General features: G+C 65.2%; 7 protein-coding genes and 1 pseudogene. 4 read left to right on the forward strand and 4 right to left on the reverse strand.

The genetic code is table 11. The features are described 5' to 3' along the window. Positions 1-69: 69 nt before the first annotated feature. A complete protein-coding gene (locus AC15MQ_RS04605) occupies positions 70-606 on the reverse strand; it encodes a PEP-CTERM sorting domain-containing protein (RefSeq protein WP_483079458.1) in 537 nt (178 codons plus the stop codon). Between the two features lie 308 nt (positions 607-914). On the opposite strand from AC15MQ_RS04605, the gene AC15MQ_RS04610 reads away from it, so the two are divergent. Next, positions 915-1,871: an Rpn family recombination-promoting nuclease/putative transposase gene (locus AC15MQ_RS04610; RefSeq protein WP_483079459.1), complete on the forward strand. Its 957-nt coding sequence runs from the start codon at positions 915-917 to the stop codon at positions 1,869-1,871. A gap of 517 nt (positions 1,872-2,388) precedes the next feature. Here AC15MQ_RS04610 and AC15MQ_RS04615 read toward each other — a convergent pair. Next, complete coding sequence (locus AC15MQ_RS04615; RefSeq protein ID WP_483079460.1) at positions 2,389-7,878, reverse strand: beta strand repeat-containing protein; 5,490 nt, start codon at positions 7,876-7,878, stop codon at positions 2,389-2,391. A gap of 175 nt (positions 7,879-8,053) precedes the next feature. Here AC15MQ_RS04615 and AC15MQ_RS04620 point away from each other — a divergent pair. After that, a pseudogene (locus AC15MQ_RS04620) lies at positions 8,054-9,168 on the forward strand (ISAzo13 family transposase). A 17-nt stretch (positions 9,169-9,185) separates the two neighbouring features. On the opposite strand, the gene AC15MQ_RS04625 reads toward AC15MQ_RS04620, so the two are convergent. Both AC15MQ_RS04625 and AC15MQ_RS04630 read right to left on the reverse strand, forming a co-directional pair. Beyond that, positions 9,186-17,762 (reverse strand): Ig-like domain-containing protein, encoded by an 8,577-nt coding sequence (locus AC15MQ_RS04625; protein ID WP_483079461.1) that lies wholly within the window; start codon positions 17,760-17,762, stop codon positions 9,186-9,188. A gap of 124 nt (positions 17,763-17,886) precedes the next feature. Continuing rightward, positions 17,887-18,423, reverse strand: coding sequence for a PEP-CTERM sorting domain-containing protein (locus tag AC15MQ_RS04630; RefSeq protein WP_483079458.1), 537 nt, complete (start codon positions 18,421-18,423; stop codon positions 17,887-17,889). Positions 18,424-18,696: 273 nt separating this feature from the next. Here AC15MQ_RS04630 and AC15MQ_RS04635 point away from each other — a divergent pair, with 273 nt between their 5' ends. Together AC15MQ_RS04635 and AC15MQ_RS04640 are read left to right on the forward strand one after the other, a co-directional pair. Then, positions 18,697-19,797, forward strand: a complete 1,101-nt coding sequence (locus tag AC15MQ_RS04635; protein WP_483079462.1) for a LuxR C-terminal-related transcriptional regulator — start codon at positions 18,697-18,699, stop codon at positions 19,795-19,797. Between the two features lie 324 nt (positions 19,798-20,121). Beyond that, positions 20,122-21,831 (forward strand): efflux RND transporter periplasmic adaptor subunit, encoded by a 1,710-nt coding sequence (locus tag AC15MQ_RS04640; protein ID WP_483079463.1) that lies wholly within the window; start codon positions 20,122-20,124, stop codon positions 21,829-21,831. The last annotated feature ends 16 nt before the right edge of the window (positions 21,832-21,847 follow it).

Consider the following 21,847-nt stretch of genomic DNA (forward strand, 5'->3'; position numbering starts at 1 on the left):
ATGGCTCCGCGCGTGGACGACGACGAGAGAAGACTTGCGACCGTTACGGAAGCGGTCGCGGCAGCGAATTCAGCAACGGCGCCGACGCTGGACGAGCAGAGCCAGTGCGCCGGCGAGCAGCAACAGGCTGCCGGGTTCGGGGACGCCTGCGGCTGTGGGAGGCCTGGTGCGCCCGCTGGCGGTGATGTTGAAGCTGTCGTCGAAGACTTCAAAGCCCTGGACGCCGGGGTTGCCGCTTCCCAGCCAGGTGAACTCAAGCGTGAGCGGCAGCTTGTGCGGGCTGGTCGCGGCCAGTGCAGTGAGGCCGAGCAGGCCGTCCGCGGTGAATGCCGGGTCCGGTGGGGTGATCAGGCTGGACCACAGGGCCGGGTCCGGAGCGACGGTGAGATCGAGATCGGCATAACCGTCCGCGGCATACAGCAGATTGACGCCCTCGAATGCCCCGAAGCTGCCGCTGATCTCGTAATGATACGACCAGCGATCCTGCCCGGCGACGAGGTCAGGCAGGTCGGTCGCTTCGTACTGGACGGTGACGGCCCGCGCTTGAGTGCCAAGCAGCAGACCAGAAAATAACAGCACGCACCACAAGAATGCTCGCTTGCTCATATGATCTCCCCCTTTTGTGTTCGCTTTGGCACTTGCCTTGACAAGGGAATATAGCATCGCGGAAGCCATTCGATGAATCACCCTAAGGGGTGATTTTTGTTTGGGCGAAGGCGATTGTCGGCAGGATTTCAGTCAGCCGAGAAGCCTCTCAAGGAGGGACGAGGTAAGCGCAGATCTCGGCGTCGGCAACGGTTGTTCGAGATCGTGAAGCGGATCGGCGAGGTCCTGGGACATTGAATCTCCCCCGAAGGCGGGCCGATGCAGGCGACCGGATGTCCTGACCGTCCTGGTCCTGCTACCATTCGGCGATGGCAAACACTCACGACACGGGCTACAAACTCCTCTTCTCCACGCCCGAACTGGTGCGCGATCTGATTCTCGGCTTCGTGCCGGACGAATGGCTGCACGGGCTTGATTACGGCACCCTGGAGCGAGTGCCCGGCAGCTACGTCACCGAGGAGTTCAGCAACCGGGCCGACGACATCGTCTGGCGGGTCAAGGTGGGTGGGGAGTGGGTGTATCTGTATCTGCTCATCGAGTTTCAGAGCAGCGTCGACAAGTACATGGCACTGCGCTTGATGGTCTATGGAGGGCTGCTCTATCAGGATCTGATCAAGCGCGGTGAGGTTCTGGCCGACGGCCGCTTGCCGCCAGTCCTGCCCATCGTCCTCTACAACGGTAGCCAACGCTGGTCGGCGGTGACCGACGTGTTCGACCTGATCCCGCCGGTACCGGGGCTGGTCGAGCAGTTCAAGCCGCGGCTGAAGTACCTGTTGATCGACGAGAACGCCTGGACCGACAGCGAACTGGCCCCGCTCAAGAACCTCGTCGCGGCCGTCTTCCGGATCGAACACCCGGCGTCGCCGGAAGCCATCGGCGGCTTGCTGAGCTTGCTCGACGAGTGGCTGGCTGACCGGCCCGACCTGCGCCGGATGTTCGCGCTCTGGATCCGGGCGACATTGATGCGCAAGGCGGAATACCGTATCGTATTGCCTCAGATTGACGATCTACAGGAGCTGAATGTCATGTTGGCTGAACGACTCGAAGAATGGGCGCATGCCTACAAGGCCGAGGGGAAAGCTGAGGGGAAAGCCGAGGGTGAAGCGCTGGCGCTGCAGAAGCTGCTCAAGAAGCGCTTTGGCGCCGTCCCTTCGGAGGTCCTGGCGAAGATTTCCGCCGCTTCTCTTGAGCAGGTTGATGCGTGGCTGGATCAGGTCCTTGATGCCCGGAGTCTGGATGACATCTTCGGGCCAACCACCTGCTGACGACGTGCCTGTCTCGGCATGAACGTTACGTGCCCTCCGTTCGGCAGCCAGCCCGGCGATCTGCCGTGCCGTGCGTCTGATTGTTCCGGAGCCGGCCGTTGGGACGAATCAGACCTCGACGCGCCAATGTACTCGCCCGGTCCCCGGATCACGGGCGGAACGCTTTGACAAGTGTGCTCCGGCCACGGTTATCGTCAGGACTTCTCACTTGGCGTGATCTGTGGCCAGAACTCTGTGGCTGTTTGGGCCGCCGCCACGGTCGGTGATCAGTCCGGCGCCAATGCGTACGATAGCGATTTTCCCAGTGCGCGGTTGCATGAACATGCGGTGTTACGTCCAGTGGTCGTGCCGGCTCCCCAAATGTTGAGTCATTCCGGCACAAACGAGCGTTCATCGTTCTTGATCCAAGTTGCCGCCGCGTATGCGGGTACACACCTTGCAGAGGTTGCTCACCATTTTCCCTGTTCCGGATGGGGAAGCGCCGTCTCCCCCAGACGCCTCCTTCGCCTCGACAATCTCAGCCGGGTACAACCAGCAGGGTGAGATCCGCCGCGTTGTACACCACCTCATAGGTCACGCCGTCAGCCGGATCCAGATCGCTCAGCGCGGCAAAGCTGCCGAGACGGGATCCGTACGTAATCACCCGAAGTGTTTGTCCGAGCGGTGGAAGGTATCCGTCGACCAGTCTTAGCTTGATCGTACCATCCAGGCTTGTCTCGCCAGAGAGGCTGATTCGCCCAAGAGCGCTTGGAGCCGATCCAGCAATACTGATCTGCACTAAGCCGCTGCTATCGTTCGTAAAGCTGCCGGTAACATTTAACAAACCACCATCCTGAACGTCGATTGTACCGAAATTGGCGATGCTGGATGCCGTGGCAGTTGTGCCGGACAGGACAGCGAAAATCCCGACATTACGGAATCCCGGCGATGACACGCTGATGGTCCCTGCGGCAGCTACGATCCGACCGGCATTTGTCACACTGGAACCCGTTATCGTGACGGATTGGCCAACTGCGTCTGCCGCGATCGTGCCCTCGTTGATCAGTGCCGAAGCCGCGTCGACCGTACCACCCTGGCCGCCCGTACTGCCATGCACCGTGATGCCGGCACCGATGGTCAGCGTCTGACCCGCGTCCAGCCCGGCGCGCAGCACGCTGTTCGGGTACGTTCCACCGAACACAACTTCGCCATCGCCTCCCAGCGTCTGCGATGCGCCCGCGAAGCTCAGTCCCGCGCCCCAGATTGTGCTGTTGAGCACCACCCGGTGCCCGTCAGCCAGCGTCAGCCCATCGCGCACGGTCAGCGTCGAGCGGTCACTCACCGTGAGGTCGGTGTTCAGCGTCACCGCACTCAGCACCCCGCTCCCCGCTACCGCCAGCCCGCCGCCCGCCTCAGCGCTCACCGTGCCACCGGTGATCGTGCCGCTCGCTAGAGAGAGCACACCGGTGGCGGCATTCAGTGACAGGGTCGCACCGGCGTTGTCGAGCGCGCCGCTCAGGTAGATCACGCCACCGCTGTTCCGCAGCGTACCCAACTGCGGCGTTCTGTAAGTGCCGGCCAGGTAGACAGTGCCACCGTTGGCCTGGATCGTGCCGGTGTTGGTCAGTCCGCTGCCGGCAAGGGTCACCGTCTGCCCGGCGTCTGCCGCGATCGTGCCCTCGTTGATCAGTGCCGAAGCCGCGTCGACCGTACCACCCTGGCCGCCCGTACTGCCATGCACCGTGATGCCGGCACCGATGGTCAGCGTCTGACCCGCGTCCAGCCCGGCGCGCAGCACGCTGTTCGGGTACGTTCCACCGAACACAACTTCGCCATCGCCTCCCAGCGTCTGCGATGCGCCCGCGAAGCTCAGTCCCGCGCCCCAGATTGTGCTGTTGAGCACCACCCGGTGCCCGTCAGCCAGCGTCAGCCCATCGCGCACGGTCAGCGTCGAGCGGTCACTCACCGTGAGGTCGGTGTTCAGCGTCACCGCACTCAGCACCCCGCTCCCCGCTACCGCCAGCCCGCCGCCCGCCTCAGCGCTCACCGTGCCACCGGTGATCGTGCCGCTCGCTAGAGAGAGCACACCGGTGGCGGCATTCAGTGACAGGGTCGCACCGGCGTTGTCGAGCGCGCCGCTCAGGTAGATCACGCCACCGCTGTTCCGCAGCGTACCCAACTGCGGCGTTCTGTAAGTGCCGGCCAGGTAGACAGTGCCACCGTTGGCCTGGATCGTGCCGGTGTTGGTCAGTCCGCTGCCGGCAAGGGTCACCGTCTGCCCGGCGTCTGCCGCGATCGTGCCCTCGTTGATCAGTGCCGAAGCCGCGTCGACCGTACCACCCTGGCCGCCCGTACTGCCATGCACCGTGATGCCGGCACCGATGGTCAGCGTCTGACCCGCGTCCAGCCCGGCGCGCAGCACGCTGTTCGGGTACGTTCCGCCGAACACAACTTCGCCATCGCCTCCCAGCGTCTGCGATGCGCCCGCGAAGCTCAGTCCCGCGCCCCAGATTGTGCTGTTGAGCACCACCCGGTGCCCGTCGGCCAGCGTCAGCCCATCGCGCACGGTCAGCGTCGAGCGGTCACTCACCGTGAGGTCGGTGTTCAGCGTCACCGCACTCAGCACCCCGCTCCCCGCTACCGCCAGCCCGCCGCCCGCCTCAGCGCTCACCGTGCCACCGGTGATCGTGCCGCCCGCTAGAGAGAGCACACCGGTGGCGGCATTCAGTGACAGGGTCGCACCAGCGTTGTCGAGCGCGCCGCTCAGGTAGATCACGCCACCGCTGTTCCGCAGCGTACCCAACTGCGGCGTTCTGTAAGTGCCGGCCAGGTAGACAGTGCCACCGTTGGCCTGGATCGTGCCGGTGTTGGTCAGTCCGCTGCCGGCAAGGGTCACCGTCTGCCCGGCGTCTGCCGCGATCGTGCCCTCGTTGATCAGTGCCGAAGCCGCGTCGACCGTACCACCCTGGCCGCCCGTACTGCCATGCACCGTGATGCCGGCACCGATGGTCAGCGTCTGACCCGCGTCCAGCCCGGCGCGCAGCACGCTGTTCGGGTACGTTCCGCCGAACACAACTTCGCCATCGCCTCCCAGCGTCTGCGATGCGCCCGCGAAGCTCAGTCCCGCGCCCCAGATTGTGCTGTTGAGCACCACCCGGTGCCCGTCGGCCAGCGTCAGCCCATCGCGCACGGTCAGCGTCGAGCGGTCACTCACCGTGAGGTCGGTGTTCAGCGTCACCGCACTCAGCACCCCGCTCCCCGCTACCGCCAGCCCGCCGCCCGCCTCAGCGCTCACCGTGCCACCGGTGATCGTGCCGCCCGCTAGAGAGAGCACACCGGTGGCGGCATTCAGTGACAGGGTCGCACCAGCGTTGTCGAGTGTGCCACTCAGGTAGATCACGCCACCGCTGTTCCGCAGCGTACCCAACTGCGGCGTTCTGTAGGTGGCGGCCAGGTAGACAGTGCCACCGTTGGCCTGGATCGTGCCGGTGTTGGTCAGTCCGCTGCCGGCAAGGGTCACCGTCTGCCCGGCGTCTGCCGCGATCGTGCCCTCGTTGATCAGTGCCGAAGCCGCGTCGACCGTACCACCCTGGCCGCCCGTACTGCCATGCACCGTGATGCCGGCACCGATGGTCAGCGTCTGACCCGCGTCCAGCCCGGCGCGCAGCACGCTGTTCGGGTACGTTCCACCGAACACAACTTCGCCATCGCCTCCCAGCGTCTGCGATGCGCCCGCGAAGCTCAGTCCCGCGCCCCAGATTGTGCTGTTGAGCACCACCCGGTGCCCGTCGGCCAGCGTCAGCCCATCGCGCACGGTCAGCGTCGAGCGGTCACTCACCGTGAGGTCGGTGTTCAGCGTCACCGCACTCAGCACCCCGCTCCCCGCTACCGCCAGCCCGCCGCCCGCCTCAGCGCTCACCGTGCCACCGGTGATCGTGCCGCCCGCTAGAGAGAGCACACCGGTGGCGGCATTCAGTGACAGGGTCGCACCAGCGTTGTCGAGTGTGCCACTCAGGTAGATCACGCCACCGCTGTTCCGCAGCGTACCCAACTGCGGCGTTCTGTAGGTGGCGGCCAGGTAGACAGTGCCACCGTTGGCCTGGATCGTGCCGGTGTTGGTCAGTCCGCTGCCGGCAAGGGTCACCGTCTGCCCGGCGTCTGCCGCGATCGTGCCCTCGTTGATCAGTGCCGAAGCCGCGTCGACCGTACCACCCTGGCCGCCCGTACTGCCATGCACCGTGATGCCGGCACCGATGGTCAGCGTCTGACCCGCGTCCAGCCCGGCGCGCAGCACGCTGTTCGGGTACGTTCCGCCGAACACAACTTCGCCATCGCCTCCCAGCGTCTGCGATGCGCCCGCGAAGCTCAGTCCCGCGCCCCAGATTGTGCTGTTGAGCACCACCCGGTGCCCGTCGGCCAGCGTCAGCCCATCGCGCACGGTCAGCGTCGAGCGGTCACTCACCGTGAGGTCGGTGTTCAGCGTCACCGCACTCAGCACCCCGCTCCCCGCTACCGCCAGCCCGCCGCCCGCCTCAGCGCTCACCGTGCCACCGGTGATCGTGCCACCTTGCAGGGTAACCAGTTCATGGGCAACCAGCGTGTCATCGACTCGCAGCGTGCCGCCATTGATCACGAAGGGGTTGAAGGTGCTAATCCCCGCGACACGCACCGACCCACTGTTGAGTGTGATCGTCGCTCCAGGATTGGCGCTGATTAACACCACATCGGTGGCGGTCGGCAGCCGCCCGCCCTCCCAGTTCAACGGATTGTTCCAGTCACCGCCGCCGGGGTTGGTCCATTCGATTGTTGCCTCGGCGACCTGGAACGTGCTGACGACCTGGTTTGCCACCCCGAAGGCATTTCCTACGCGGTCGGTGACCTTGTCGCCATCGATCACCATTCGGTAGTCGCCGAGGGCGAGTTTCGGCATCGTCAAGGTCACGGATCGCCCATCAGCACCGAGACCCACGTCGGAAGGTTGAATCGCGTGACCGACGGCGTCCAGCAATCGGAAGCTGTCCGGGTTGATCGTTGCCGGATCGAGCGCCTCCGAGAAGAGCAAGCGCACGGTGCGGAAGTTGAAGCCATGGCGTGTACCGTCGGCGACATTGCTGGCAACGATCGTCGGGGCGAAGGTGTCGGGCACCAGTTCAACGACGAGCGGGTCGGACAGAACCGAGTTGCCGCCGGTGTCGGTAGCGCGTACCTGCAGCGTGGCGGTCGATGATTCGGGGGTGATCTTGGGCAACGCCGCGCTCAAGTCCCACGGGAACGAGACGTCGTTGACGACCACGGTACCGTTGACCAGCAACTCGGCGTTGCGCACTTGCTGATCGTCGTTCAGGCTTGCCTTCAGGGAGAGCAGAGAACCCTCCTGGGCCTGGAACCCCGGGGTGCCGGGGGCGGCGTCGGCGGTCGTGATGGCGAGCGTTGCCGTCGGCGCCACCCCCTTGTTGTCGAATGGCAGGTAGTTGACCACCTGCAAACCGCCGGTCCCATCAGCCACGAACGCTATTCCGGCACCGATCGCCACGCTGCTCGGCGCTGCCGGCAACGCGAAACGTGTCAGGAACTGGTCGGTCTTGGTCGGGTCGCGCACATCAAGGACGTCGACGGCGTGAATCGCTTCACCGACCGGGCCGCGCAGGTTACCGACTGCGATGGCCAAGCCGGAACCGTTGGCGGCGATCGCCTGGCCCTGGACGTTTGCGGCATCGACGCCACTCAGCAGGGTCAGGGCATCCGGATTCGACACGTTCACCGTGACAAAGCCGCCTTGCGAGCCATTGCCGGCGCCGACATAGGCGATGCCGTTGCCGACGAAGAGTTTGCCGGTGCCTGCGGGCAACGCCAACGATCCACGCGCCTGCATCGACAGACCCCTGATGTCGACGGCACGCAGGACGCTGTTGGCGTCCAGTGCGTATAGAGTCTGGCCTTCGCGGGCCAAGCCGGTGATGTCGCTGTTGCTCAACGATAGGACCTGCAGCAACTCCCCGGTCTGCAGGCTGTAAGGTGATATCCCCAATTCTTCATACCGTTGTGTGCGATACTTTTAGCCGATTCTGCGATTGGAGGTCTTGCGAATGGGAGTCGCCACGGTAGCGGAAAGGAAGGTTTCTCTTGAAGCCGAGCACCTGGAAGATATCCGGCTTGCTGCGAGCAAGATGACGGGGGCGAGGCGCAGGGCGTTTCAGGCGGAGATGGCGTTGAAATATTGTAGTGGCAGTGCTCGGCGTGCCGAGGAGGTATTCGGCTGGAGTCGGCAGGCCGTGCAGCTCGGTCTGCATGAGAAACGTACGGGTATCATCTGTCTGGGGCTGCACGCGTTCTGCTGCGGTGCGAAATTGTGGGAGAAGAAACACCCCGAGGTGGCGCAAGCCCTGTGGGAACTGGCGGAAAGTCATGCGCAACAAGACCCGACTTTTCGCACGACCTTGTCGTTCACCCGCCTGACCGCGGAGGAAGCCATCAAGCAGTTGCGAGCGCAGGGATTTGCGGACGATGTCCTGCCTTCCCGAAGCGGTATGTCGAGAGTGTTGAACCGCAACGGGTACCGGTTGCGCCCGGTGCTCAAGGCCAAACCCCAAAAAAAGTCCCTGAAACCGACGCCATTTTCGCCAACATCCGGGAACGTGACCGCGATAGCCAAGACGAAGCCGTCATGCGCCTGAGCATGGACTGCAAGGCGACGGTGAAGATTGGCGACTACTCGCGTGGCGGCAAGACGCGGGGTGACCACCGGGCTGCCGACCACGACATGGGGTGCGAGGAAAAACACACGCCGTTTGGTGTCGTCAATGAAGACAGTGGGTCTCTCCATCTGTCCTTCGGAAGCTCGGCGAAGACCAGCGATTTCATCATCGACAGTCTCTACGCCTGGTGGGAGCGTCAAGCACCCGAGGAGCGTGCTCGCGTCACACACCTCCAGATCAAGGCAGATAACGGACCGGAGAGCAATGGCCAGCGTACGCAATTCCTCAAGCGCATGGTCCAGTTCGCCGATCACATCGGCAAGTCCATCCGCCTCCTCTACTATCCGCCATACCACAGCAAATACAATCCGGTGGAGCGTTGCTGGGGAATCCTGGAAAAGCACTGGAACGGTGCCAAGTTGACCGATACCCAAACGATGCTGGAGTGGGCCAAGACCATGACCTGGAAAGGCGTTCATCCCGTCGTCGAACTGAGCCGCACGGTCTACGAGAAAGGAGTCACGGTGGCCAAGGAGGCTATGCAATCGGTCGAGTCCCGTCTGGAACGTCACCCGCTCCTACCCAAGTGGGACATCTTGATCCGACCAGTCAGCACGGTATGAACTATCGTAGAAATCACCTAAGATTCCAGTCCTCCGCTGGATGCCACGTAAGCGATGCCGTCGACCACCTCGACCTGAGTCGCGGGGACGTTGACTGTTTGCGTGAGTTTGGGCGCGAGCGGGTCGGAGACGTCGACGAGTTGCAAGCCGGTCGTCGTCGCGACGACGGCGATGGTGAGCCTCGAATCGACGGAGACGTCGACTGCGTCGCCAGGCAGGTCGATCTGACTGAGTACGACCGCTGTCTGGAAACTCGTGGCATCAACGATGGCGAGGCCATACGAGCCGGTTGCGACGTAGGCCGTCTGGATCTCCGAGGTCACGGCGGAGCCCTCAAGCAAGACAGCCATAGCTTGACCATGCGTAGCGAGCGCCCCGACGACTCCGCTGGGGAGGGAGCGACCGCCCAGTGGGTCTGTGCCTGCCCTGATCTCGGCAAGATCGGAGATGCCGTCGCGGTCCGTGTCGCGGTCGTTTGCTACGGTTCCAATGACCTCTTCGGCGAAGTTGCTAAGTCCATCCCCGTCGGCATCGCCAGAGTTGTCCGTACCTAGGGTAATCGTTGGAAGTGTGTTAGTTGGAGCACCAGCGGGCACCTTGTATATCATTATCGCCGCGAGTCCACTTATAGGACTTACCACTTTAATTTGTACAACGCTGCCGACCGGCAAATATGCATTGACCCCGCTTATACCGGTCTCGGCTCTGCCAGTTATGGGGGTGCCAGTTAGGTTATCTATCCTGTAGAATATTTCTTTGATCGTAGATAAGTTTGGTACGTTCCGATAGCCTTCCATGTCATAGGTAACACTAACGTTGTCCTCAATGCCAACAAACTTTGTATGTGGATCAAAGAGAGTCATTGGCTGCGTTGGCCCCGAACCATCATCGCCGCCAAGATCACCGGCGTCATCAGCAGAAGGCACGCTGGTCGAGCTTGCCTCGCCATTGGCAACCACTTCCCAACGGCCGTGACCTGGCAACTCGGCTTTCCCTAATACTGCACTACGTACTTCAATTGAGTTTTCGAATCGCTTGGCCCCCCCGCAGGCTTCAAGCAAGTGTGCTGCATCGTCGAATGCTGATTTCCCGGCATCGTCCGAAAATGAGTAGATATCATGTATGACGACCACAATATCGGCGATAAAGTTGCCATCGTGATCGAAATATATGTTCGACACATGAACGTCATTTGGCAAGTTTGTGCCGCCAATACCTGCTGCCACTTGAGACCATGCCTGACCCGGCACCCTGTAGAAGTCGATATTACCCGTTGTCCCGGAGTAGTCGCCAAGTGATGCACCGCCTCCAAGTATGACTGCGGTAATTCGATCCCCAAGTCGATCTGTCAAATATTTCAATCGATCCTGGAATCCCTTGGAATTCTGTACGTCTTGGGACTCAAGCGAGTCATTTTCATAGTATTGATCTCCCCTTCCAAAGACAAAGTCTCGGAGACTATTTCCGGCCAATCTAGAGACGCCCGGCAGGTAGTCGAAAGTTGTTTCAGCAAGTACAAGAAGCATCCTTCGCGCCCTTTCGAGTGCTTCAGGCGAACAATCGCCTTCGTCGGGTGGCGGCGTTCGTGTATCTACCTCCGCACACCTTGTGACCACTTCTTGCCCAGGTGGCGCCACCCCATGCCACCCCGGCTTAGTAATCCCCTGTCCCGGATCCGTCGTGACCGACTTCCCATCCGCTGACACCGTCGCCGTCCCCTCGATCACCAGCCTCCCGGTCGTATGATCAAACGACAGAAAATTCAACTTCGTCCCCGGTGCCGCCTCGAAGACATTCGGGAACGTAATCTCCAGCGGCGTCGCGAACGCCGCCACGCCCGGCGCCTGGATCGTGATATCGAAGGTATGCTGCAACACGCCCGGCGGCAGCATGTCCCGGACCAGATCCGGCGGCACCGTACTGATCCCCACCTGGCCACCGCTCATCACCTTCCCGTCGGCACCGATCAACGTCCCCGGCAGCACCTCCAGCTTCAACTGCGCGCGCTGCTCGTCGGTCAGATTCGGCGCCGACACCGCATCGACGCCGACCTCGGTAGCCTCTGACCCACTCACGTTGTGCAGGATCGCCGTCTGCAGCCGCGGCAGATACACCTCCTGCCGGTCCTCGTTGGCCGCCATCGCCTCGCGCGTGCCCATGCTGCCCATGACCGTGTTGTCGTAGCCGACCTCGATCGTCAGGTCCATCACCATCTCGGGATAGAAACTTCCCGCCGGCGCATTGCTCGCCGTGCGCCCGTCGATCGCCAGCTTCACGTCGCCGGCCGGCACCTGGTCGAGATGGAAATAGCCATGGGCATCGGTGTAGACGACGTTGCCCTCCAACCCGAGGATGAAAACCTTCGCCCCCGCGATCGGATGCAGGAAGACATCGTCGGCCGTATGCAGCGCCCCGTCCGCGCCGGCGCGGATGTCGTCGAACGTCATCGGCTTCAGATCGTCGCCCGGATCGAGCAGCCGGCCGCTGATCGTCGTCCCGGCGATCGGCGTCACACTCACCGTCGTGAAGCGGCTGGTGAACGTCCCGCCCGGCGTCCCGTCGCCATCGGCATCGAGCGCCTGGCCATCGCCGGCGAGAATCCCGTCACCGACGACGTGCAGCGTGATCGTCGACGCCCCCGGCAGCGGGTTCGTCAGGAACAGCCACGCAAAACTCCCGTCGGCCGCCGGAACGATCGTCGCCGCCAGCTTCGCACCGGTCGTGTCGGTGGCGTAGAACGTACTGCTGGTCAGCGTCGTCACATCGACCGGCCGCGAGAAGACCACCTGCGGCCTGAACGTCGCACCGACGTCATCCGCACCGTCGCTCGGCGTCGTGCGGGTGATCGTCAGCGGAATCAACTCCGGCAGCGTCAGGTTCAATGTGCTGACCGCCGTATGGCCCGCGGCGTCGCGCGCCGTCAGGGTCAGCGTGTGTCCACCGACGGCGAGCGCCGCGAGATCGAGGACGCTGTCGAACTCACCGCTCGCCGGATCGAAGGCGACCGGGATCGTCCGACCGCCGTCGAAGGCATAGGACAGACTCACCAGCGTCGATCCGGTCGGATCGGCGGTTCCCGTCAGCCGGGACGCCGTGCTCAGCGCATCGTCCTCGGCGAGGCTACGCAGGACGATTTCGGGTGCCCGCGTATCGAGCGTGAAGCGCAAGCTCACCGGCGCACTGAAATTGCCGCGCGCGTCGACGGCGCTGAGCGTCAGCGTATGCTCCCCATCGGCCGACCCGTCGAGCGCCAGAGCGCTCGTCACGCTGAAGTGACCGTCGGCGTCGAAGGCGATCGCCGCCGGCACCGCATCGTCGAACGCCCCCTCGAGCACAGCGACACCCGAGAGCGCATCGAGCACTCGCCCGCCGAGCGTCACGTTGCCGTCACTCACCAGCCCATCAGCCTGATCGAGCAGCAGACTCGGCGCCTGCGTGTCGGTATGGCTGGCAAAGGTGTCGAGGACCTTCTGCCCGAGCGCCCGCCCAGCGGCGAGCCCGGCCTGATTGGCGAACTCGAAGTGGATGCCGCCGTAGATGCGGCTCCTGCCGGCTTCCTCGGCGGCGGCATGGACGCTGGCAAAGCTGCGCTCGACTCCCGGCAGGCCCTCGGAATCGATGGTGAAGCCGGTACTCGTGCCGAAAGCGCTGGCCAGCACCGTCTCGGCGGCGCCGCTGTAGGTCGAATGGCCGGAAACGTATTCGGGGAAGGGCGGCGTGATCAGCAGCGAGGTCCAGGCCGCGTCGGCCGCGGTCGCGTCGTTGCCGTCGGTATCCGCCGCGCGGATGGCGGTGATCGGCCGCCAGGCGGTGTAGTGATACTTGGCGTCCCAGGCGGTGATCGACGCGTCGGCCAGTGCCACGTTCAACTGCGCGAAGAGCCGCGCGTTGGCCGCCAGGCTGTTGCCCTGCGCCGTCGCCAGCGTCGCCGCGATGCGGTTCCAGTGACCCGGCGGCGTATCGGTACCGGCACCGTCGGCCCAGAAGCGCGCAATCTGGGTCTGCTCGGCGCTGCGCGTGCTGCCGGTGGCGCTGCCGAGCGCCTTGACCTCGGCGAAGTCGGCGGTATAGGTTGCCGAGTCGAGCGCCGGTGGCGCCGGCGGACGGAATTCACTCGGACTGCTCATCGCGAAGGGCTGCAGGTCGGCCCATTGCGGCAAGAGCGCCACGGCGTAGACCGGCGCGGTCGCCTGCCACTGGCCGGGAGCGGTCGAGCCGGTGAAATCGACGAAGTCGTCGAAACCGTCGCCCTTGCGCAGCGCGATGATATCGTCGGCAATGGCACGACCGAGAGCGATGCCGTCGCTCTTCGCGGCACCGTCGGCGATGCCGGCCAGCGCGCCGGCAAGCGCCGCGTCGAAGCTCGCAAGCTGCCCCGGATAGAGATAGGCGAGCACGCGCTGCGCGGCAGCGGCGATCGCCGCGTCGAGCGACGCGCCGGCCGGCGCGCGGCGGCTGACATAAAAGCCGGGCGTGCCCTCGACCGCGTTGACCGTGTCGAGGACGGCGATACTGAGCATTGCCAGGGCGCGCGTCGCGACTGGTGGTGCGCTGGCGTCGAGGCGGATCGCCGTCAGCGCGATGTCGTTCCACTGCAGGACGAGATCGTCGCTCGTCGTGCTGGTGCTGCGGTGAATGACTTGATTCGTCTCGGCGACGTTGCCGGCGGCGTCGATCGCCTGCAGCGTGAAGGTGTTGTCGCCGAGCGCCAGATCGACGTCGGGCAGGAAGAAGCTGCCACTGCTGCTGGCGACGCCGCTGAAACCACTCTCGACGAGCAGCAGGTCGGCATCTGCTTCGCCGCTGCCGACCAGGGTCACGCGCGCGGCTTCGGTGTCGGCGTCGCCGATGCTACCGGTGTCGGAGGCCAGCGAGAGCCCGAAGGTCGGCGCCGTCGGCGCCAGGGTATCGAGGGTGAAGGCGACGCTGCGGGTGCTGGTGTTGCCGGCCGCATCCGCGGCGACGAGACGCAGCGTATGGCTGCCGTCGGGCAGCGCACCGCCGTTGATCGCCGCCAGGCGCGCCCTGTCGAGCGTAAAGCGGCCATCGGCCTGCATGCTGTCGAGAATGCTGACGAAAGTGGTGGGTTCGCTGCCGAAGCCGGCGCGCAGGACGGTGACACCTTGCTCGTCGCTGACCGCACCGCTGATAGCCGCGTCGCGGGTGAGGGTGTCGAATGCGCTGCGACCGGTGTCATTGGCCAGGTCGGCGGCCAGCGACGGCGCGGTGGTGTCGTCGACCGGCGGCGTGACGCGCGTGATGTACAGACCACCAGTCGAGGTATTGCCGGCGCGGTCGATCAGGACAATGGCAAAGGCGTTGTCACCGAGTGCCAGCGGCAGGTCGGCGAAGCGGAAGGCACCGCCGGCGTCGGCGGTCGACGAGAGGTCGCTGCCGCCGAGGGTTATGGTGGTGCCGGGCTCGCTTTGTCCGAGCAGCGTCGCCACAGTAGCACTGGTCTCGCGGTCGCCGAGCGTGCCGGTGTCGGAGGCCGGGTCGAGCGTGAAGCTTGCCAGGATCGGTGCGGCGGTATCGATGGTGAACTCCAGCGCGCTGGTCGCGCTGCGGTTGCCGGCGGCGTCGCGTGCGCTGGCACTGAAAGTGTATGTGCCGTCGGCGAGCGCATCGGCGGTGAATTCGGCATCCGGCCCAGTCAGCCCGGTGCCGACCGGGGTGGTGTCGCGGAGCAGCACGATCTCGCTGCCGGCCTCGGCAGTCAGGGCCAGTGTCGGCGTCGCGTCGCTGGTGAGATTGTCGGTCGCGCTCGCGCCACTGTCGCTGGCCTCGACGAGATCGAGTGTCGGCGCCGCGGGTGGCGTGGTGTCGAGCGTGAAGGCGAGATCGAAGTCGGTGCGGTTGCCGGGGGCGTCTTCAGCACGCAGGTGCAGCGTATGGCTACCGTCGGGCAGCGCGCCGCCGTTGATCGCCGCCAGGCGCGCCCTGTCGAGCGTGAAGCGGCCATCGGCCTGCACGCTGTCGAGGATGCTGACGAAGGTGGTGAGGTCGCTGCCGAAGCCGGCACGCAGGACGGTGACGCCTTGCTCGTCGCTGACCGTACCGCTGATTGCCGCTTCGCGGGTGATGCCGTCGCTGGCGCTGCGGCCGCTATCGACCAGCAGCGCAGCGGCCAGCGTCGGCGCGGTGGTGTCCTCGATCGGCGGGTCGACGCGCGTGATGGTCAGGCTGGCGGCCATGCTGTTGCCGGCGTCGTCGGTCAGGACGATGCCAAAGGCGTTGTCACCGAGTGCCAGCGGCTGGTCGACGAAGCGGAAGGCACCACTCGCGTCGGCGGTCGTCGAGAGGTCGCTGTCGCCGAGGGTTATGGTGGTGCCGGGATCGGCCTGCCCGAGCAGCGTCGCGACGGCGGCGCTGGTCTCCCGATCGCCGAGCGTACCGGTGTCGGAGGACGGGTCGAGCGCGAAGCTCTCCAGGACCGGCGCCGCGGTGTCGATGGTGAGCCGCAGCGCGCCGGTCGCGCTGAGGTTGCCGGCGGCGTCGCGTGCGCTGGCACTGAAGGTGTAAGCGCCGTCGGCGAGCGCATCGGCGGTGAATTCGGCATCCGGCCCAGTCAGCCCGGTGCCGACCGGGGTGGTGTCGCGGAGCAGCACGATCTCGCTGCCGGCCTCGGCAGTCAGGGCCAGCGTCGGCGTCGCGTCGTTGGTGAGATTGTCGGTCGCGCTCGCGCCACTGTCGCTGGCCTCGACGAGATCGAGTGTCGGTGCAGCCGGTGCCTGGGTGTCGAGTGTGAAGGCGAGGTCGACGGGTACCGAGGCGTTGCCGGCGGCGTCAGCAGCGACCAGGAGGACGCGGTGTGCGCCGTCCGTCAGCGTGCCGCCGGCCAGCGTGTCGAGCAGCTCCGGCGTCAGCACGAAGCGGCCGTCGGGTTGCAGGGCGCTGCTCAGGTCGACGAAGCTTGGCGTGCCGACGGGGTCGAGCGCCGCCAGCAGGCGGGTCACGCCGGCGGCGTCGCTGGCCTGGCCGCTGATACTCGCGTCGCGGGTGATGCCGTCACTCGCCGAGACGCCGCTGTCGTTCACCAGCGCGGCGACGAGCGTCGGCGCGCTGCGGTCGGGCGGCGTGCTCGCCAGCTCGCTAAGGCTCGCCGGGCTGCGCAGGACGCCGTTGATGCGCACGCTGGCCGGGAAAGCCGGGGCGCTGATCTGGGTGTCGCCGGTCAGCCGGCCGCCGACCACCAGTTCCTGCACGCGGTTCGTGCTCGTCCCGAGTTGCCGGTCGTCGCCGTCACGGTAGCGGCCATTGTGCGGGTCGACGCCGATGACGATCAGGCTGTCGTCGATGTTGCCGCTGACGCGCAGGCGGGCGAGCGTGCCGGCGCCGAAATGGTCGGCGGCGTCGCCGCTGCCGCCGATCACGGCGTCGCTGCCGAGGTTGGCGCCGATGCGCACGGTCATCGCCTTGAGGCTGCCGCCGACCTGCAGGAGCTGCAGTGCGCTGGCGGCGAACTGACCGGAGGCGTCGCCGCGGATGACGAGCTGCGTCAGCGGACTGCTGATGTTGGCGCGCCAGTCGGCACGCGTGCTCTCGCCGCTGATACTGTTGGCGCGACCGTTGATAGTCCACAGGCCGGCGATGGCGCCGCCGACCTGTGCCGCGCCGAGGACGAAACCACTCACCCCGCCGCCCGTCAGGCGCAGGTCGCCGAGGGCGTCACGGCTGACGTTGAGATTGGCGAGGCTGTTGCCCTCGAGACGGGCGCCGGCGGCGATGTCGCCGAGGTTCAGGCTGTTCACGGTGCCAAAGCGCGCGGCGCCGGTGAGGCTGGCGACCGGTGCGACGAGACTGCCGAGCGGGCTGTCGGCGTTGAGGCCGGTCAGCGTGATGCGGCCGTCGCCGCCGCTGCCGGCGAGTTCGATACGCGTACCGGCGTCGGTACCGCTGAGATTCAGGTCGTAGCCGGTGCCGTTCGGGGTGAGGCGGGCAAGCCCGGGGCCGGCAATTGTCAAGGTGAAGCGGGTGCCATCGGCATCGCTGAGGTCGAGTGACGGCACCGGGCTGCGACCGGGCAGTTGGCCGACGGCGAAATCGAGGGTCAGCGGCGAACTGGCGATCGACTGGTTGTTGGTCTCGTCGCTCTCGGCGATGGCGTTGTCGGGATCGACGACGCCGATCAGGGTGTAGCGCCCGGGTTGGCCGATCGCGCGCGCGTCGAGGCTGACGGTGATGGCGTTGCTGCCCGGGTTCAGACGGTCGGCGGCAATGTCGGTCTGGCCGACACGAGTGTCGCCCGCGTCGAGGAGGCTGTCGGCGGAGGCGTAGAACTGGATGCGCACCGGCTTGCCGAGTGGCTCGCTGTCGGGGCGATAGACGGTGAAGTGGGCGCTGATGGCGTCGCTGGGGACGGCCGAAGGGAAGGCGTCGTGGCTGAGACTACCGCCGACCAGATCCGCCGAAAGGAGGAGGCGTGGTTCGAGGAGTTCGCAGTGCAGGCCGGCACTCGACGCCGGCTGACTTGCCCAGCGTGCGCGGCGCTGCTGCAGCCAGCCGGTGAGCCAGCGATCGAGGCGGCGGAGAAGCGAGAAGAGCAGCGCGCTGATGCGCCGCCGGCCGTGGACTGTCTTGCGAAGCGGACTCATGCGGTGACTCCTCTGGGCTGCGGCCGGCAGCGACCGCGATTTTGCGATCTCGCGGATGGCTCCGCGCGTGGACGACGACGAGAGAAGACTTGCGACCGTTACGGAAGCGGTCGCGGCAGCGAATTCAGCAACGGCGCCGACGCTGGACGAGCAGAGCCAGTGCGCCGGCGAGCAGCAACAGGCTGCCGGGTTCGGGGACGCCTGCGGCTGTGGGAGGCCTGGTGCGCCCGCTGGCGGTGATGTTGAAGCTGTCGTCGAAGACTTCAAAGCCCTGGACGCCGGGGTTGCCGCTTCCCAGCCAGGTGAACTCAAGCGTGAGCGGCAGCTTGTGCGGGCTGGTCGCGGCCAGTGCAGTGAGGCCGAGCAGGCCGTCCGCGGTGAATGCCGGGTCCGGTGGGGTGATCAGGCTGGACCACAGGGCCGGGTCCGGAGCGACGGTGAGATCGAGATCGGCATAACCGTCCGCGGCATACAGCAGATTGACGCCCTCGAATGCCCCGAAGCTGCCGCTGATCTCGTAATGATACGACCAGCGGTCCTGCCCGGCGACGAGGTCAGGCAGGTCGGTCGCTTCGTACTGGACGGTGACGGCCCGCGCTTGAGTGCCAAGCAGCAGACCTGAAAACAACAGCACGCACCACAAGAATGCTCGCTTGCTCATATGATCTCCCCCTTTTGTGTTCGCTTTGGCACTTGCCTTGACAAGGGAATGTAGCATCGCGGAAGCCATTCGATGAATCACCCTAAGGGGTGATTTTGGTCAACACGGCTGCGGAGCTTGCCAGGAAATGAGGGTGGCTGGCGCATAATGCTGCGCAAGTGTCACTTTGCTTTTCGTCGGGACATTCTGCCGCTATGATCTTGTCGGGGAACGAACATCTCTCTGGGGGGGAGCCACAGAATGAAGGAGATGCGAGGCCGCCACCGGCGGCTGTTGAAGGTCATCGACCTCATCTATGAGATCGATGATTGCGAACAGATGCTGAACGAGATCTTTACTGAACTGCGCGGGTTGCTTGCCCACTCGAGCGGCGTGTTGTTGCCGATTGACCCAGGTACGCTGGAACTTCGCGGGGCATTCTGTTTCGACTGCCCATCGGAGCACGTATCGCCGTATCTGGAACATTATGCAGCTTTCGACCCGTACATGCGCCGCGGCCCTGAAGCATTGGCTCTCAACCGGACGGTGCGGCTGTCGGATCTTCCACAGTTTCCACTGGTCGATCACAGTGAGTTTGCTGACTTCATGCCGATGGTCCCATATCGGCATGCACTCGGCAACGTTGTGGGTTTCGACGGGCAGCCACTGGCCGCGTTCTGCGTGCACCGACCCAAGGGAGCAAATGACTTCGGCACTCACGAGGCGGCCTTGATCGACCGGATCGCGCCGCATCTGGGACGTGCTCTGGCCTTGCGGAAGTGGGTGGCGGACCGACAACAGCGAACGCATTTGGGCCTGCTGGCCTTTGGGGCCGATGGACGGCTTGTCGCATCCAACACAGCAGCGCAGGGCATGATCACTCCATCGCAGGCTGCGGCAGTTCTGGCGGCTCTGTCTACCACCGGTTCGGGTTGCCTGCGACTAGGCCTGCAGCGCTATCGCGTCGCCCGGCTGCCCTGGCGTGCGGCGAGTTTGTTGACCTGTTTCGCGCTGCACAGTCCCGATACTGGGGAATTGCGGGACGACCATACAGCGCAGCATCTGTTCGAGGAATGGGATGCGGTCAGACGATTGGGAGACCAGCTGACAATCGTCACATTGACTCCCTTTCGGCAGCGCGACGACCTGCGCCGCCGCCTTGGTCATTACGGCCTTTCGCCACGCGAACTGGAGATCACCGCGCAAAGCATGCTCAGTGCCCTGACCAACGCCGACCTTGCCAGGCGGCTGTGCATCAGTGAGGACACCGTGAAGAGCCATCTGCGGGAAGCCTTCCGTAAAATCGAGATAGGCAGCAAACAGGAGTTGCTGGTCAAGGTGCTCGGTCTTGAAGACGACGCTGCACCGTCTACGCAGCGCGGAAAGCGCCGATGAACAGCCGTGCGATCGGAGTGGGCACAGCCGCACGCCACCTGGCGCACTTCGATTTTTTGTTGCCGCCGTGGTTTTCCGGCCGCAGCCTCTGCCGAACGCCGGCCGATTGTCGTCGGCCTTGCCTGATGCCCAGGAATCTGTCGTTTGGGAAGTTCTGCCTTGCTATCGAGAGCCGATAATCCGGGATCACATTACGCGGACCAGCGCGCAGGGGGGGCTGGCGCTGGCACCGCCGATGCGCACGCCGATGCGCACGCCGATGCGGCTTGGGGAGCTTTCGCCTCGGCTCGGAGCGCGGCTGATTTCTGTGCAGGCTGGTTATCGGTGCAGTGCCTGCAGGTTTCCGAAGTGCAGGCGGCGCTGCTGCTGCTCGAACAGGGCGGTGGCACCTTTGTCCCGGCGGCGGTCTGGCCCGCCGAGTCGGTCGATGTGGGCTATCTCGCGCCGGCTGCACAACAATGCCTGAGCGAGCGGCAAGGCAAGGTGTTGCGGGGTCAGGCCGGCGCGCTGGTGGTCGTCGCCTATCCCGTCGAACTCGACGGAGACTTGCAGGGCGCGGTGGTGCTCGATGTTGCCGAACGCGACGACGAAGCGTTGCAGGCCGTTCTCAGGCAACTGCACTGGGGAATTGGCTGGATCCAGACGCTGCTCCTGCGCCGGCACCACCTTGACGACGCGCAGACCTTGCAGCGGGCGCGCAGCGCCCTCGACGTGCTGGCCATCGCCAGCGAACAGGCACACCTGCCGGCGCTGGCGATGACGGTGGTGAACGAACTTGCCAGCCGCTTCGCCTGTGACCGCGTCGCGCTTGGCATCGACCGTGGTGGGCGGGCGCGCCTGCTGGCGCTGTCGCACTCGGCCGTGTTCGAGAAGAAGAGCCAGTTCGTCGCCGCACTTGAAAATGCCATGGACGAAGCGCTCGATCAGCGGTGCAGCGTCGCCTTCCCGCCGGTCGACGCAGACCGCCGTGCGACGGCCATCGCCCATCGCGACTTCGCCGCGAACCGGTCCGTGTGCTCGGTCGTGCTCGTCAGTCGAGGCATCGGGATCGGCGTGCTGACCTTCGAACAGAGCCAGCCGTTCAGCGCCGATGACGTCCGCGGCTTCGAAGCGGTGAGCGCCCTGCTTGGACCGCTGCTCGAAAGCCGCATCGAGTTGCACCGCTGGTTCGCCGGTCGCCTCGTCGACCAGTGCCGTGACGGGTGGCGTCATCTCAGGGACCCGCGGCGGCCAGGGTTTCGCGTCGTGCTGGCGCTCGTCATTCTGCTGCTGCTCGGGGTCTTCTTCCTCGACGGCGACTACCGCGTCAGCGCCAGGGCGGTCGTCGAAGGCGAGGTGCAACGCGCCGCCGTCGCACCGTTTGACGGCTTCCTGCGCGAAGCGCCGGTACGCGCCGGCTTTATCGTCCGCAAAGGGCAAGTCCTCGCCACCCTCGACGACCGGGACCTGCTCGTCGAGCGTCAGCGCTGGCTCTCCGAGCGCGGGCAGCACGATGGCCGCTACCGTGACGCGCTCGCCAGACACGAGCGGGCCAATGCCAACGTCGCGCTGGCGCAGGTGCACGAGGCCGAGTCGCAACTGGCGCTGGTCGAAGAGAAATTGTCGCGCGCACGGATCGTCGCGCCATTCGACGGCATCGTCGTCTCGGGCGACCTCAGCCAACTGCTCGGTTCGCCGGTCGAGCACGGCAAGCTGCTGTTCGAGATTGCGCCGCTCGATGCCTATCGGGTGATCCTCAAGGTCGAGGACCGCGACATCCGCGATGTTCGCGCCGGCCAGAGCGGCAGCCTGGTGCTCGCCGGGCTCGCCGGCGAGTCCCTCGGCTTCGAAGTGCGCAACGTTTCGATGGCCGAGAGCGAAGACGGCAAGAACGTTTTTCGCGTTGAAGCCCGGCTCGACCGTAGCGACCTCAAGTTGCGGCCGGGCATGGAAGGCGTCGGCAAGATCAATGCCGGCGAGCAGAGCTACGCCTGGATCTGGACGCACCGCCTGAGCGACTGGCTGCGACTGCAGATCTGGACCTGGCTGCCGTAGGTCGAAGTCGGCGACG

The organism is Candidatus Accumulibacter propinquus, assembly GCF_056856495.1.

Excerpts from the sequence above, each read along its gene's own strand:
- AC15MQ_RS04605 (WP_483079458.1), bottom strand. The coding sequence starts at position 606 with ATGAGCAAGCGAGCATTCTTGTGGTGCGTGCTGTTATTTTCTGGTCTG.
- AC15MQ_RS04610 (WP_483079459.1), top strand. The coding sequence starts at position 915 with ATGGCAAACACTCACGACACGGGCTACAAACTCCTCTTCTCCACGCCC.
- AC15MQ_RS04625 (WP_483079461.1), bottom strand. The coding sequence starts at position 17,762 with ATGAGTCCGCTTCGCAAGACAGTCCACGGCCGGCGGCGCATCAGCGCG.
- AC15MQ_RS04630 (WP_483079458.1), bottom strand. The coding sequence starts at position 18,423 with ATGAGCAAGCGAGCATTCTTGTGGTGCGTGCTGTTGTTTTCAGGTCTG.